The sequence below is a fragment of the Alloyangia pacifica genome, from assembly GCF_900116195.1.
Taxonomy (GTDB): Bacteria; Pseudomonadota; Alphaproteobacteria; order Rhodobacterales; family Rhodobacteraceae; genus Salipiger; species Salipiger pacificus.
Map to the genome: position 1 here is coordinate 1 of NZ_FOZW01000022.1, position 14229 is coordinate 14229.

At 62.6% G+C, this 14229-nt stretch carries 14 protein-coding genes; 9 read left to right on the top strand and 5 right to left on the bottom strand.

All coding sequences use genetic code 11. From position 1 onward, the window contains the following. The coding region (locus BM397_RS27140) for a tyrosine-type recombinase/integrase (RefSeq protein WP_177239603.1) at positions 1-297 on the top strand (297 nt) is incomplete at its 5' end. 402 nt (positions 298-699) lie between these two features. On the opposite strand, the gene BM397_RS29150 is transcribed toward BM397_RS27140, so the two are convergent. Then, positions 700-2220, bottom strand: a complete 1521-nt coding sequence (locus tag BM397_RS29150; protein ID WP_143015454.1) for an SEL1-like repeat protein — start codon at positions 2218-2220, stop codon at positions 700-702. A gap of 1041 nt (positions 2221-3261) precedes the next feature. On the opposite strand from BM397_RS29150, the gene BM397_RS27145 reads away from it, so the two are divergent. The 4 genes from BM397_RS27145 to BM397_RS27155 all read left to right on the top strand — a co-directional run bounded on the left by BM397_RS27145 (position 3262) and on the right by BM397_RS27155 (position 6272). Continuing rightward, positions 3262-3837 (top strand): hypothetical protein, encoded by a 576-nt coding sequence (locus BM397_RS27145; protein WP_092430957.1) that lies wholly within the window; start codon positions 3262-3264, stop codon positions 3835-3837. After that, the gene (locus tag BM397_RS27150) at positions 3830-4270 is read left to right on the top strand and encodes a hypothetical protein (protein ID WP_092430959.1); all 441 of its coding nucleotides are present in this window, start codon (positions 3830-3832) and stop codon (positions 4268-4270) included. The genes BM397_RS27145 and BM397_RS27150 overlap by 8 nt, the downstream gene beginning before the upstream one ends. A 224-nt stretch (positions 4271-4494) precedes the next feature. Next, positions 4495-4668, top strand: a complete 174-nt coding sequence (locus tag BM397_RS29455) for a hypothetical protein (protein ID WP_176806958.1) — start codon at positions 4495-4497, stop codon at positions 4666-4668. Further along, complete coding sequence (locus BM397_RS27155; protein WP_143015455.1) at positions 4665-6272, top strand: recombinase family protein; 1608 nt, start codon at positions 4665-4667, stop codon at positions 6270-6272. The genes BM397_RS29455 and BM397_RS27155 overlap by 4 nt, the downstream gene beginning before the upstream one ends. 176 nt (positions 6273-6448) lie before the next feature. Here the strand turns inward: BM397_RS27155 and BM397_RS27160 are convergent, their stop codons facing one another. The 4 genes from BM397_RS27160 to BM397_RS27175 all read right to left on the bottom strand — a co-directional run bounded on the left by BM397_RS27160 (position 6449) and on the right by BM397_RS27175 (position 9790). Beyond that, positions 6449-7378, bottom strand: coding sequence for an AEC family transporter (locus BM397_RS27160; RefSeq protein ID WP_092430961.1), 930 nt, complete (start codon positions 7376-7378; stop codon positions 6449-6451). Between the two features lie 118 nt (positions 7379-7496). Then, positions 7497-8297, bottom strand: a complete 801-nt coding sequence (locus BM397_RS27165) for an MBL fold metallo-hydrolase (protein ID WP_092430962.1) — start codon at positions 8295-8297, stop codon at positions 7497-7499. After that, positions 8294-9109: a TatD family hydrolase gene (locus BM397_RS27170; RefSeq protein WP_092430964.1), complete on the bottom strand. Its 816-nt coding sequence runs from the start codon at positions 9107-9109 to the stop codon at positions 8294-8296. Before BM397_RS27170 ends, BM397_RS27165 begins: the two co-directional genes overlap by 4 nt. A 318-nt stretch (positions 9110-9427) precedes the next feature. Beyond that, a complete protein-coding gene (locus tag BM397_RS27175) occupies positions 9428-9790 on the bottom strand; it encodes a VanZ family protein (protein WP_092430965.1) in 363 nt (120 codons plus the stop codon). Between the two features lie 763 nt (positions 9791-10553). Between BM397_RS27175 and mraZ the strand changes: the two genes are divergently transcribed. The 4 genes from mraZ to BM397_RS27195 are packed head-to-tail and all read left to right on the top strand — an operon-like array spanning position 10554 to position 14205. Beyond that, positions 10554-11072, top strand: coding sequence for a division/cell wall cluster transcriptional repressor MraZ (gene mraZ / locus BM397_RS27180; protein ID WP_092430967.1), 519 nt, complete (start codon positions 10554-10556; stop codon positions 11070-11072). Between the two features lie 3 nt (positions 11073-11075). Then, positions 11076-12065 (top strand): 16S rRNA (cytosine(1402)-N(4))-methyltransferase RsmH, encoded by a 990-nt coding sequence (rsmH, locus tag BM397_RS27185; RefSeq protein WP_092430969.1) that lies wholly within the window; start codon positions 11076-11078, stop codon positions 12063-12065. Then, positions 12065-12415 carry a cell division protein FtsL gene (gene ftsL, locus BM397_RS27190; protein WP_092430971.1) on the top strand — a complete coding sequence of 117 codons (351 nt, stop codon included), beginning with the start codon at positions 12065-12067 and terminating at the stop codon, positions 12413-12415. Before rsmH ends, ftsL begins: the two co-directional genes overlap by 1 nt. Continuing rightward, on the top strand, positions 12412-14205 hold the full coding sequence (locus BM397_RS27195; RefSeq protein WP_092430972.1) for a peptidoglycan D,D-transpeptidase FtsI family protein: 1794 nt from the start codon (positions 12412-12414) through the stop codon (positions 14203-14205). Before ftsL ends, BM397_RS27195 begins: the two co-directional genes overlap by 4 nt. Positions 14206-14229 lie beyond the last annotated feature (24 nt).

Consider the following 14229-nt stretch of genomic DNA (forward strand, 5'->3'; position numbering starts at 1 on the left):
CCGACGATGAGGGGCAGAGAATATCTATGGCCCGGCCGCGTTCATGATCGTCTGCACATTTCGACGCGGCAGTATGCCCGATTGGTAAAGGGCTGGGTGAGCTCCATCGGGCTAGAACAGTCTGCCTATGCCACGCATTCGATGAGAAGGACAAAGGTGGCCCAAATCTACCGCAAGACCGGCAACTTGCGCGCCGTCCAGTTACTGCTCGGGCATTGCAAGATGGACAGTACAGTTCGCTACCTGGGTGTGGAGTTAGAAGATGCCCTGACAATTTCCGAGGCTGTGGACCTCTGAGAAACCGATCTCCGGACCCTGGCCATGGACAAGGCTAAGGCCCGGAGCCAGCCCCAAAGCTGCCGGTCGACTATGTTGCGCTGGACACCACTTCCAACACTGCGCTGCCACACGCATCAAGTGCGATAAGTAGCCGATGGCATCCCGCAACATGCGCGATGCACCATTTGCAATAAAAGATAGGCTTCAGTGTCGCTGGCCACTGGAACGGCAGCGCTTCCCCAAGGTCTACAGATATATCTGCGTTCCGGGCCTTGTGCCGAAGATTTTCCGCGATATAGAGAAGTGGAGGATGTTAAGAAACACAGGAATCCCCAAGCCGCAGCTTATTAAATAAGTTAACCATGAAGGAGAATACGTGACCTGATATCCACCACAAACCTGTGACTAAAGTTTAAAAAACTAATTCCATTCGCAGCTCGGCGCAAATCCAAGCACACAAGACAATTTGTAGAATTCTCCTGCTATAGCGTAATTTCTTTCAATGTCTAGCCGCTCATCAAAAAAGTTGCCGAGCAGAAAGCACTGAACAGCATCTCCATCGCGACATTTATTGTACAAACGCGAGGCCTTACTGCGAGTATTTTCTTCGTCGGAAGCATTCCCTAAAATTATGTCCCCAATATAAGAAAACGGCATGCTCAACATATCCTCAGTGAAGGGAATTATCTCAATTGTATCTCTGGACCCCCTTTCGACTTGATCCGATGAGAGGTTGGGGTCGTATATGGGGTCTAGTTGAGATAATAACAATTCCATCCCTCCCTTCAAAGACGGCCGAGGGCAGTAATATGTCACGCCGCGTTCGCATAATAATCTTGCGCGCGTGTATGCCTTAGTCCAATTCTCTTCTACCGACTTCAAGCCATTTTGATATACCTCAATAAGTAACTCGCAGCTATCGTTCACCCCCTTAGTGCATGCCCTTTCCAGAAAAGAAACAGCCAAGACCTCATCTGCGTTTAGCAATTCTACCCCCCTCTCAAAACAAGGGAGAGAATGACCAAATGAGCATGATTTCAAGAGAAAATCGTCAGAGGCCGCCTCTGCCGACAGACGTGATAAGTGACCGCAAACCTGACTTGGAGTAAGGTAGCATAGCGCTCTGTCCAAGAAAGAAATCTTGTCTTTGCCAGGGGATGAAAAAAGCGCAAATAGAAGGCAGATCGCAAACACCCATATTGACAGGGAAAGCGATAGCATGACAGCGGGTCTTTTCTTCACATCAAGGTAGTACGACAATCCGCCGGATGTAAAAGCTTTTAGCGTGAAGATGGACAGAACATGCATCCACGTCCAAATGCTAGTAACGAAAGTTGAGTAGAAGAAAATAGAATATATCGAAAATGCCCCTAGAAGTTCTCCAATGGAGCCACCGTCTGGGTTGACAACTAGGTAACTTCTAAAGACAAAAATGAAGGAAGTTATAATTCCCGCCGTTAGAAGCGCATCTAGCATGAGCGCCAGAACGTGATGACGAATTTTTTTTAAAAGACGCAGCTTCCCTATAATGTATCGAGTTTCGAGGAGCGAAATGTAGTCAGCCAAAACGTTTATCGCCAGACCTAGCGCTATTGCTTCTGTAAGAGATATTTCCTTCCTTGCGCGGTCCGAGATTATTCCCAGAAAGTTCATCATGTACCAAATCGCAAAAACAGAGATCAAAGAAGCGACGGATGACTTAAATATGCAGCTTAAACTTAGATGATTAGCCCCAAAGACTTTGTCAAATAATTTCGAAAATCTTATGGACCAGTCCTTCTCTGAAACTGCACCCATAAGCCATGCTGATAATTCACCCTTTCGTTCCTCTGAAAGTAAATTGAGCGCAAAGCTTGAGGTGGCGAAAAAAACTGCTGAAACCCCGAATGACCATGGAATTTCATTTGCGAAGAAATCAGAAATTGATTGATATTGGCTCAAATTTACATCCTGAAAGCTATGTCACCTTTGCACAATCTTCCTGAAAAATGAAATTTATCATCTTCAATTCTTTTAATCCAGTGGAATCTATGTGCACGTATTGGGGAAGAGAACCTAGCAACCGTATTCACTTTGGTCGGTAGCTCATTGGGGCGCAGTCTGAGGCGAGCTGCTCGGCTTCATGCGCTGTCCTGTCTGACCAAGGCAGCAGCGCAACCGGCAGCCAACTGCCCCGTGCGGCCTGACCAAGCTGGGTAGCTAAAGGTCCGCTCCCTGCGCAGAGCTGCCGTACGGCCAGAGCGCAGCAGCGCACTCAAAGGGCTTGCAGTCGCCGCTAGCCGCGGACCCCATGAGGGTCGGGTGCCGGCGGGAACCGAATATCATCTTGGTTGCGTGGTGTCCTGCTCCTTTGAAATCTCTGGACCTTCTGCTCCCGTACCGAGACGCTACGCTCATCGCGATGGTGTTCATCCTCCGCACCGCTGCGCGAGCTGAGGTGTTGAGGACATTACTCACTAATCAGCTCGCACTCCGACGATAAATCGTCTGCGTTCGAGCTGTCGTTCGCCGGGGGCTACAGCCCCGGACCCCGGCGACGCTGACGCGCCGCGCGGGAGACGCTCCGCCCTCCCGCACCCGCCAGGGGCCTTCAGCCGGACCGAGGGTCATCGTTCCGCACTCCCCCTCTGGACACCCCCTGCTCGCAGGGGCGTCGTTCGCCACTCCCCCTGCACCCCCTGGCAGCTTCCCGCTGGGCCAAAGAGGCGCGCCGCCCTCTCTGGACTCTCCCGGGCACGGACCACTCGCCGTCCGTCCCTGCGCCTCTTCCGGCGACTCCGACGGCTCGAGACAGCGTTCTGCACGCCCCGAACCCCTCCTGCGTGTCATGCGCGCGAAGATTAGCCGATCGGGGAAAGCGGGCCCGAGGCTGACCTTGTTCCGGGCTGCGCGGTCTTTGTGACGCGCAGCCCGGAACAAGATCAGCCTCTCAAAAGGGACAAGGTGCTGCGGGTCTTACCTTAACCATTCAGGAGACAATCCATGTTTCACCCGTACAGGGCCTTCGATGGCATCCCCATATGGCAAGCCGAGCTCCATCGCGGCGACGTCGTGCTCTTCCGCTTTCCACTGGCCGAGACCCCAAGTGATGGGGACGAGGAAACCACGCCGAAGCTGCGCCCCTGCCTCGTTCTGGATGTGCATGAACGTCTCGGCCGTCGCACCGCAACAATCGCCTATGGCACCTCTGCTCAAACGCGCGCGAACCAAGGCTACAACATCATCGCTGCAAGCAAGTCGGGCATGGAAACGGCAGGGCTCGACCGGCCGACACGGTTCGTCGGCATTCGGCGGATCACGGTCGGGCTCGATCACAGCGGCTTCGAGCCTGCAGAAGGCGCGGCATCGCCGATCATCGGGTTCCTGGATGCTGATCTCAGCGAGCGCATGAACGCCGTCCGCGGCCGCATCCAGGCCGAAGCTGACATCGCCCGAGAGATGCGACGGGAGCGCCGGGAGGAACAGCGTCGATGGCAACAGGAAGAGCGCGATTTCCTCGAGCGGAACCGCGCCCTTCATGCCGCCAGCAAAAAAACGAAAGGACATGCTCATGACTGACCTGCTGCCGATCACCTACGACAACATTGAGGCTCTGGCCGCTTCGGCCTTCGCAAAGTCCCGCGATGTCGCAACCGCCATCCGGGAGGACGTACTTCACAATCTCAATCCTCTCGAACGGACTGGCCCAGACCGGCTTCTCCACCGCATCGAACGCCGGCGCATTTTCGACGCGGAGACCCTCACAGAAATCGATGTGCTGACCGATCGCGTTGCGCGCCTGGTGCAGGAGGGGACGACCACAGTCGAGTGTGTCGATGCCGATGAGTGCAACGTCACACCAGCGTACTGGACGGCGCAGCGCCGCACGCGGGAGGCCGATGAACTCGGTCGCGCGCTGATGTTCCTGTACGACCTGCAGGAGACGCTTCTCGCCGTGCATGACCTGATGCACGCCGAGCGCGCAATCGAAGCGATGCGCATGGCGTCATAATTCGGAACACGCGGGCCAGGAACACCCGCGTCAGGACGCGCCGGCGACTCCTGCTGCTGCCCGACCGGCGCGTCCGCTTTTCTTCTCGAAATTACAGTTGAGTAAGCTGTCCTCTCGGAAACCTGCCCCGAAAAGCCGGGCCAGCGTTTCCGTGCGGACCGCAATCATCCCCCTTTCTCCCTGAGCGCTGTTGCTCATCCCGCAACCTCGGAAGGAGACCCCTCTTGTCCACCAATACCAGCCGCCTCGCCGCGGCCAACGACAACCCCGGCGGCACGACCAACGTGCAGATCGCGTTGAAGGCGCTCGCAGTGCTCTTGGCCCGGGCAGAACTCCGCGCCCATTCCAGCGCCGCCGCCAACACGGACCCCGCGCCGCGCAAGGAGGCACAGCCGTGATCCGTTCCACCACAGGCGTTCGGCGCGCCGCCATCTATGCGCGCTACAGCACCGACAAGCAGGAAGACACCTCGATCGAGGATCAGCTCCGGATGGCGCGTGACCACTGCGAAGGCGAAGGCTACGAGGTGGTTGAGGTCTACACTGACCACGCGATGACCGGGCGGAAGAAAAACCGCCCGGGCTTCCTGAAGCTTCTGGCGGATACGGAAACCGGGGTCTTCGACACCATCGTGATCGAGGCTGTGGATCGGCTCAGCCGTAACCTCACACACACGCTCGAAGCCTGGGACCTGTTCAAGTTCCAGGGTATCCAGCTCTATTCCGTCACCGAAGGGCCGCAAAGCTTCGTGACGGTCCTGCTCCAGGGCTACGGCGCGCAGATGTTCTCCGAGATGATCGGCGTACACACCAAGCGCGGCATGCAGGGCGCGCTGGCCCGCAACCGGACGCATTCCTCTGCCTATGGCTACGACATCGTGGAAGATGCGGCACCGGGCGAGCCGAACCGTCGCATCAACCCGGACGAGGCCGTGGTATTACGCCGAATTTTCGAGGACACCGCCGAGGGGCTGTCCGCCGTGACCATCGCCCGGACGCTGAACGCCGAGGGCGTGCCCGCGCCGAAGGGTGGCACTTGGGATGCGTCGACCATCCGCGGCCACGCTGCGCGGGGCAACGGAATCCTGCACAACACGCTCTATCTCGGGCGCGCAGTGACCTGTGCCACGACGCGGCATTACCATCCGAAGACTGGTGTGAAGCGCACCGAGGTGACCCCGCTCGACAAGCGCGAACAGGAGATCCCCGGTCTGCGCATCATTTCCGACGAGCTTTGGGAACGGAGCCGAACGCAGATCACTCGCGCCGCGCAGCGCGTGTCCGGCAAGCCCGGCGGCGCGAACCCCGAGGCCGCGCGCCGCAATAGATACTTGCTGTCGGGGCTGATGGTCTGCGGCTGCTGTGGTGCCAACTACGTCAAGGACAGCGCCACCAGCTTCCGCTGCAACGAGGCGCGCAAGCATGCCTGCGAGAACCGGGTCAGCATCTCGCAGAAGCGCATCGAGAGGCGCGTCTTCGGACGCATCCGCGACGCCTTCCGTTCGCCGGAGATGCTCGAGGCCTTCTCGGAAGCACTCGAAGCGGAGCGCCGCAAAATCGAGGATTCGGACCCGCGCCGGGAGATTGGCAGGTTGCAGCAGCGGCTCGGCAAGGCGGAAAGCGCCCGGAAGGCAATCCTCAACGCCATCGAGGGCGGAGCTCCCTTCGCGCCCTACAGGGCACGCTCCGAGGAAGTAGAAGCGGAGATCGCCGACCTCGAGCAGGCGCTGCGGAGACTCCGCGCGAAGGCAGAGACCGCGGCCGCGGCGATGCCGGAGCCGGCCGCTCTCTTTGAGGGCGCGATCGAACGGATGGAGCTGCTGCTCGGGGACCCTGATCTCGTCGGCCAGGCAAACCAGTTTCTGCACCAGATCATCCAGCGCATCGTTCTGGTACCCGATGCACAGGCCGAACATGGCCTCTCGGTCAAGCTGGAAACCGATTTCGCCGCGCTCCTCGCGCCGGAACTCGACGGTATCCCGCCCGCACATCTCGTGTGCTGAGACCCTTGCAGCACTGGCTCAGGGGGATAAGTATGCACTTCCCGACTGGCCGCTGGAGAAGACTGCAAATAACGGCAAAGCAGGGGGCGCTGCCCCCTCTTGGCCGTTGGCCAATTCACCCTCGGCGTAGTTTCAAAGAGAAGAAGCCGCGGGAGGGCGCAACCTGTGCGCGCCGATCAGGGCAGCAGGTGCAGCCAGGCCCAGGTCGTGACGATGCACATGCCGGTGGCCAGCAGCACCGAGGAGGCGGCGACGCGCTTGGCGCGGCCGTAGAGATTGGCGAAGACATAGGCATTGACGCCCGGTGCCACCGAGGCGGTGACCACCGCCGAGCGGAAGGCGTCGGTGGGCAGGGCGAAGGCGGTGCCGAGCGTGTAGGTGATCAGCGGGTGCAGCCCGAGCGAGAGCGCGCAGACGAAAAGAATGGTGCGCAGATCGCCCTCGGGGCGGTAGCGGAAGAGGATGCCGCCGAGCGCGAAGAGCGCCGCGGGCAGGGCAGTGCGGGTGATCAGCCCCAGGGCGTCGACCACCGGGCTGGGCAGCTCGACGTTCAGCAGGTTGAACACGATGCCGATGGAAATGCCGATGACCATCGGCGTGCGGAACAGCGAGCGGGTGATGGTCAGCGGCAGGCGGCGCAGCTCGGTGCCGCGGGCGCGGGCGATCTCCATGGCGGTGATGCCGATGGCGTAGCAGAGCGGCGAGTGCATCGCGATGATCGCGTAGTTGCCGTTCAGCGCGTCCTCGCCATAGGCCTGCTCGGTGATCGGCAGGCCGATCAGCAGCGAGTTGGAGAAAAGCCCGCAGAAGCCGATGACGACGCTGTCCTCCCAGTCACGTTTGAAGAGAAAGCGGGCGCCGAGCAGGGCAACGAAGAAGCAGGTGATCGCCCCGGCGTAGAAGGAGAACAGCAGGTCGAACCGGAAGTACTCGCCGAGGTCGAGCTGCCACATGGCGCGGAACAGCAGGCAGGGCACGGCGATGGTCTGGGTGAAGCCCATGAGCCCGTCGATCGCATTGTCGGTCAGCAGCTTGCGCCAGCTGGCAAGGTAGCCCGCGCCGATGACGATGAAGACCGGGAGGATGACGTCGAGGAGGGCTTGCATGGAGGTGGGCTTTCACAGGGCGCTCCGGGGGCGCGCGGCCTCCGGCGGGCATACTTGCAGAACGATGAAGGGTCTTTGGTGCCGGGCTTCGGCGGAACGGGCTGCGCGGCGCTTCTCCTCAGAGCGCATATCGCAGGACCATCCCGTCGTAGGCCGGGTGGATGTGCTCGGCGGTTTCCGCCGCCAGGGTCTCGTAGTCGAGGTCGATGTGCATGTTGGTCAGCACCGCCTGGCGCGGCTGCGCGCGGGCGATCCATTCCAGCGCCAGGTCGAGATGCGCATGGGTGGGATGCGGCGTCCGGCGCAGCGCGTCGACGATGAAGCAGTCGAGCTCCTGCAGGTGTGGCCAGGCCTCTTCGGGGATGCGCACCACGTCGGGCATGTAGACGAGGCCGCCGATGCGGAAGCCGAGCGCGTCGATGCTGCCGTGATCGACCTTGATGGGGCTCAGCTCGATCGCGCCGCCAGCGCCGTCGATGCTGAACGGGCCGGCGATGGAATGCAGGTCGAAGATCGGCGGGTAGGGGCTGCCCTCGGGTTGCACGAAGGCATAGCCGAAGCGCGAGATCAGGTCGTTCTGGGTGTCGCCGTCGGCCCAGACCGGCAGGCGCGAGCCGCGGTTGAAGACGATCTGGCGCAGGTCGTCGAGACCGTTGGTGTGGTCTGCATGGCCGTGGGTCCAGACCGCCGCGTCGAGATGGCCGATGCCCGCGTCTAGCAGCTGCGCGCGCATGTCGGGCGAAGTGTCGATCAGCACGCGGGTGGTGCCCTCCGGACCCTCGCGCTCGACCAGCATCGAACAGCGGCGGCGGGTGTTCTTCGGGTTCGCGGGGTCGCAGTCGCCCCATTTTCCGCCGAGCCGCGGCACGCCGCCGGAGGAGCCGCAGCCGAGGATGGTGAAACGCAGCTCGCCGCTCATTCAGCGCTTTCCTTCGCGGGAGACCATGCGGCGGCCTTGGCGAAGAGGCGCTCGAAGTTGGCCTCGGTGGCGGCGGCAAATTCCTCGAAGCTGAGCCCGAAGGTCTCGGCCCCGACCTTGGCGGTGTGCACCGTGTAGCCCGGCTCGTTGCGCTTGCCGCGGTAGGGCGGGGGCGCGAGGTAGGGGCTATCGGTCTCCACCAGGATGCGATCGAGCGGGGCGCTCGCGAAGATCTCGCGCAGGTCCTTGGACTTGGGGAAGGCGGCGATGCCGGACATCGACAGGTAGAACCCGCAGTCGAGCGCGGCGCGCGCCAGTTCGGCGGAGGAGCTGAAGCAATGCATGACGCAAGCGTAGGGCTTGCGCTTGTACGCTTCGCTCAGGATGCGGGCCATGTCGTCATCGGCGGCGCGGGCGTGGATGATCAGCGGCAGGCCGGTTTCCTGCGCCGCCTCGATGTGGATGCCCAGCGAGACCTTCTGCACTTCGGCGCTTTCGGCGGTGTAGTGATAGTCGAGCCCGGTCTCGCCGATGCCGACGAACTTCGGGTGCTGCGACAGGGCGACCATCTCATCCACCGTGGTTGCGGGTTCTTCTGCGGCGCTCATCGGGTGGACGCCGAAGGTGTAGAACACCGGGTCATTTGCCTCGGCGATGGCCCGCACCTTGGGCTCGTTCGCGATCCGCGTGCAGATGGTGACCATGCGATGCACCCCGGCCTCAAGCGCGCGCGCGATGACCTCGGGGCGCTCATCGTCGAAGTCGGGGAAGTCGAGATGGCAGTGGCTGTCGGTGATCAGGGGAGTGGTCATGAATACGTCCTTTGCGCGCAGGTATCAGACATGCGCGGGGCAGGGTCAAGGAGGGGGCGGCGCATGGCCGGGCCGCGCGGGGCGGATGCCGGAAGCGCGGGCAGTTCGGGCGGCGGCGGGGCGGCCTGACGTCGTGGACCCTGTCTCGCAGAGCAGGGGCCGTCCTCGGAACTCGTCGGGAGGTGCTGTTATGAAAGCAATAGGGGATCGAGGCACGGCCGCGCGGGCCGGCGAGGTCCATATACGCCCGCCCGCGGCATGTCATCTGCGGTATGGGGGCGGTGATCGAAACGCGTGCCGATGCGGGTCGCGCTGATCTCAGAGCCCGCGGAGCAGTCCGCGCCGTGCAAGCTGCGCGCGCAGGGCGACGGCCAGGGTCGAGGCGGCGATGACGCCGATGATGTCGGCAGCCCAGTCGGTCAGCTCTGCGTCGCGCCCCACGTAGGCTTGCGCGACCTCGATCAGCCCGCCAAAGGCGATTGCCGCAGGAGCGAGCACCCAGAGCCAACGGGGCCGGAAGAATGCGGCGGGCGCAATGATCGCGCCGAAGCCGAGCGCGTGCTGAAGCTTGTCGTCGAGCAGATTGTCCGCGGTCACGAAGCGCGGCCCCACGGTGAAGTAGGTGACCATTGCCGCGACGCCCAGCACGAGCGCGAGGGTAAAGAGCGAAATACGATCCATGCCGCCCTGAAATCACGCCGCACGTGCGGGGGCCAGACCCGGACCCGTGCCGGGCCAACACGTTCGCGTCAGCGCCTGCGGGGGCGGCACCTTCGGCGCGGTGCGATGCAAGTGCGACCGGTTGGGAAACCATGGGATGGGAAGTCATGGGCGTCATGGGAATTCGTGGGATGAGACTGGGCGCTTCTGCTGTGGCCTTGCGGGTGCAGGTCGCGACGGCAAGTAAACCTCACCCGATTCAAGGGTTGATGCGGGGTGTCGGCCATGAGACATGCTCACGAAACCGCGATTCCACCCGTCGTCGATTTTTTTTTGGGATTTCGTGGAAGTTTTTTATGTCACGGCAGCGTTACCACATCTTGTGATGCGCAGGTTCCCGCCACCCACATCTTCGTGAAATAGGGCCAAAACTGGCTCAATATGTTGTTCTGCAGGGGGTCGCGGAACAACATGCAGGGGGATTCTCCCGTAAATTTCTATTGCTTCCCATGAATTCCCATGACATACCGTTAATCACGACGAAGGGACGGGATACGGGGCACCAAACGACCCCAGCAGAACATCCCAGAAAATAAAACGAGCAGGTTCATACAGGCACCCGCCCTTCGTTGAAATGAAGAATCCAGCGCGTGAGCGAGCAGACATCCCCCCAGGTGGCACGCGCAGCTGGACTAGCCCGCAAAGCGGGTAAAGGCGGCGGGTTGATCGGTGGCAGCAGATCAACCCGCCGTATTTCGTTTAACGGGGTTTGAGAGTAGGGACAGTGGGCCGCAGGCTTAGGTTCAGAGGCGAGAGCCGCAACAAGGTGGACAGCAAGGGGCGGGTGTCGATCCCGGCCTCTTTCCGCCGTGTGCTCGAAGCCGGTGATCCAGATTGGTCCGCTGGCGATAACCCGAACTTCGTGATCGTCTACGGCGATCACCGCCGCAAATACCTTGAATGCTATACGATCGAGGAGATGGAGGCCGTCGAGGACCGCATCTCGGCGATGAAGCGCGGCTCGCAGAAGCGCCGCCTTCTGGAGCGTCTCTTCTCGACCCAATCCGTCACCACCAGCGTTGATGAAACCGGACGCATCGTGCTTCCGGCCAAGCTGCGTGATAAGATCGGTCTCGACGACTGGGCCTATTTCGCCTCCAACGTCGACACCTTCCAGATCTGGAAGCCGGAGACCTTCGAGGAAATCGAGCTGGGCGGAACCGAAGAGTTCCTCGACGAGATGCCGGAGGATTTCGATCCGCTGCAGCTGCTCGACGAAGACGACGAAACCGAGGAGGCCTGAGCCATGGCGGCGCCCAGAGACCCCAACGCCGCTCCGCACGTTCCCGTCCTGCTGCGACCGCTGCTGCAGGCCGTGGCGCCGGTGCACGGCACCTGGATCGACGGCACCTTCGGGGCAGGGGGCTATTCACGCGGCCTGCTCGAAGCGGGTGCCGACAAGGTGATCGGCATCGACCGCGATCCGCTGGCGCACCAGATGGCCGCGGAGTGGATCGGCCAGTACGAAGGCCGGCTGGAACTGGTCGAAGACAATTTTGCCAACATGGATGCCCATGCGGAGGGCGTGGACGGCGTGGTGCTGGACCTCGGCGTCTCGTCGATGCAGTTGGACCGGGCCGAGCGCGGCTTTTCCTTCCAGAAGGACGGGCCGCTCGACATGCGCATGGAACAGTCGGGCGAAACCGCCGCGGACCTGGTGAAGCGTCTCGACGAGACCACGCTGGCGGATGTCCTCTACACCTTCGGCGAAGAGCGCGCCTCGCGCCGCATCGCCAAGGCCATCGTGCGCGAGCGCGCGGTCGAGCCGATCGAGACCACGGCACGTCTGTCGTCGATCGTCGAGGCCTGCCTGCCGCGGCCCAAGCCCGGACAGTCACACCCTGCGACCCGATCCTTCCAGGCGCTGCGCATCGCGGTCAATGACGAGTACGGCGCACTCTGGCGTGGCCTCATGGCCGCCGAGCGGGCGCTGAAGCCGGGTGGGCTGCTGGCGGTCGTCACCTTCCATTCGGTCGAGGACCGCATGGTCAAACGCTTCCTGCAGGCGCGGGCCGGCCGGCTCAACACGGTCAGCCGGTACGAGCCGCAGGTCGAGGCGGAACAGCCGCGCTTCGAGCTGGTGACCCGCAAGGCGGTGGGGCCGGACGATGAGGAACTGGCGCAGAACCCGCGGTCGCGCTCGGCCCGTCTGCGCGTCGGCCGCCGCACCGCGGCAGAGGCCGGAGATATCGAGTCGGGGGTGCTCTCCATGCCCCAGCTGAGAGGAAAGAGCTGATGCGAACGCTTCTCTACGTGACCACTTTCATGGCGGTGATCGGGCTGGCCTTCTGGGCGTACCACGAGAACTACAAGACCCAGGCCTCGCTCGACCACGTGCGCGAGCTGCAGCGCGACATCGGCGATGCCCGCGCCCGGCTGGCAATCCTGCGCGCCGAATGGGCCTATCTCAACCGTCCCGACCGGCTGCGTGACCTCGCCGAGCTGAACTTCGAGCGGCTGGGTCTGCTGCCCATGCGTCCCGAGCAGTTCGGCGGCATCGACCAGGTGAACTTCCCCGACAATCGCGCGCTGGTGTTCAGCGGCGTGGTGGATGTCACCAGCGCCGGGGCGGGGGGGCTGCAATGAACGGCCGCATCCCGCTTCGCCCGCTGGCGCGTGTCCTGGACGCTCGGCGCCGCGGCGAGAACCCGGATGCGATCGAACGCGAGAACCTCCGCATCCGTCACGAGCAGATGCGCGACAAGGCACGGGTGCGGGCCGAGGGCCGGCTGCTGGTGCTCGGTCTGGTGTTCTTCTGCGCCTTCGTGGTGATCGGCCTGCGCATGGGCATGTTGGCGCAATCCCAGGCCGAGGAGCCCCGGGCCGCAGCCTCGGGCGCATCGATCATCGCCTCGCGCGCCGACATCGTCGACCGCCATGGCCGGGTGCTCGCCACCAACATGGAGACCCATTCGCTCTACGCCCACCCGCACCAGATGATCGAACCGGTGCGCGCGGCGGACGAGCTGATGAAGATCTTCCCCGATCTCGACCACGAGCGGCTGGTGAAGGATTTCACCAACCCCAAGCGCAAGTTCATGTGGGTCAAGAAGAAGATCAGCCCCGAGCAGATGCAGGCCGTGCATGACATCGGCGAGCCGGGGCTTCTGTTCGGCCCGCGCGAGATGCGGCTCTATCCGAACGGCAAGCTGGCCTCGCACATCCTTGGCGGCGCCAGCTTCGGTCGCGAGGGTGTCGCCTCTGCCGAGGTGATCGGCACCGCGGGGATCGAACGCTACTTCGACGAGGAGCTGCGCGATCCGGCCCGCGGCGGCGCACCGCTGGAGTTGTCGATTGACCTGTCGGTGCAGGCTGCCAGCGAGCGCGTGCTTTCCTCGGGCATGAAGTTGATGAACGCCAAGGGCGCGGCCTCGGTGCTGCTCGACGTGCATACCGGCGAGATCCTCTCCATGGTTTCGCTGCCTGACTTCGATCCGAACGACCGCCCGAACCCGCCGGTCTCTGGCAGACCCTCGGACAGCCCGCTGTTCAATCACGCGGTGCAGGGGGTCTACGAACTGGGCTCGACCTTCAAGATCTTCGCCGCCGCGCAGGCGCTGGAGCTGGGGCTGGTGAAGCCCGACACGGTGATCGACACCTCGCCGCCCTTCAAGGTCTCGGGCTTCCGCATCGGCGAATTCGAGGGACACAACTACGGCAAGCAGACGGTCGAGGGGATCATCATCCACAGCTCGAACCGCGGCACCGGCAAGATCGCTCTGGCCATCGGGCCGGAACGTCAGCAGCAGTTCCTGAAGTCGCTCGGTTTCTTCGAGCCGACCGGTGTGGAAATTTCCGAGGCGCAATCCGGCAGGCCGCTGCTGCCGAAGCGCTGGACAGACCTGAGCACTGTGACCATCTCCTATGGCCACGGCCTCTCGGCGTCGCCGCTGCACCTGGCGGCGGGCTATGCGGCCATCGCCAATGGCGGTCACAAGATCCAGCCGACGCTGATCAAGCAGGATGGCCCGCACTACGGCCCGCGCGTGCTGTCGGAACGAAATGCGGCCAGCGCGCGCCACATGCTGCGCGCGGTGGTGACCGAGGGCACTGCCAGCTTCGGCGACGTGCCGGGCTACCACGTGGGCGGCAAGACCGGCACCGCGGACAAGCCCAAGGAAAACGGCGGCGGCTACTACAAGGACAAGACGATCACAACCTTCGCCACGATGTTCCCGGCCGAGGCGCCGCGCTACGTGCTGATCGTCACGCTCGACGAGCCGGTCGAGACCTCGGGCAGCCGTCCGCGCCGCACCGCCGGCTGGACCTCTGTGCCGGTGGGGGCCGAGATGATCGGCCGGATCGCGCCGCTTCTGGGCTTGCGTCCGGACTACGATGTGCCAGAAGAGGAGGAGGTCACGCTGGTTCGCAACTGATCCGGCGCTGGCCTCCGGCCCGTT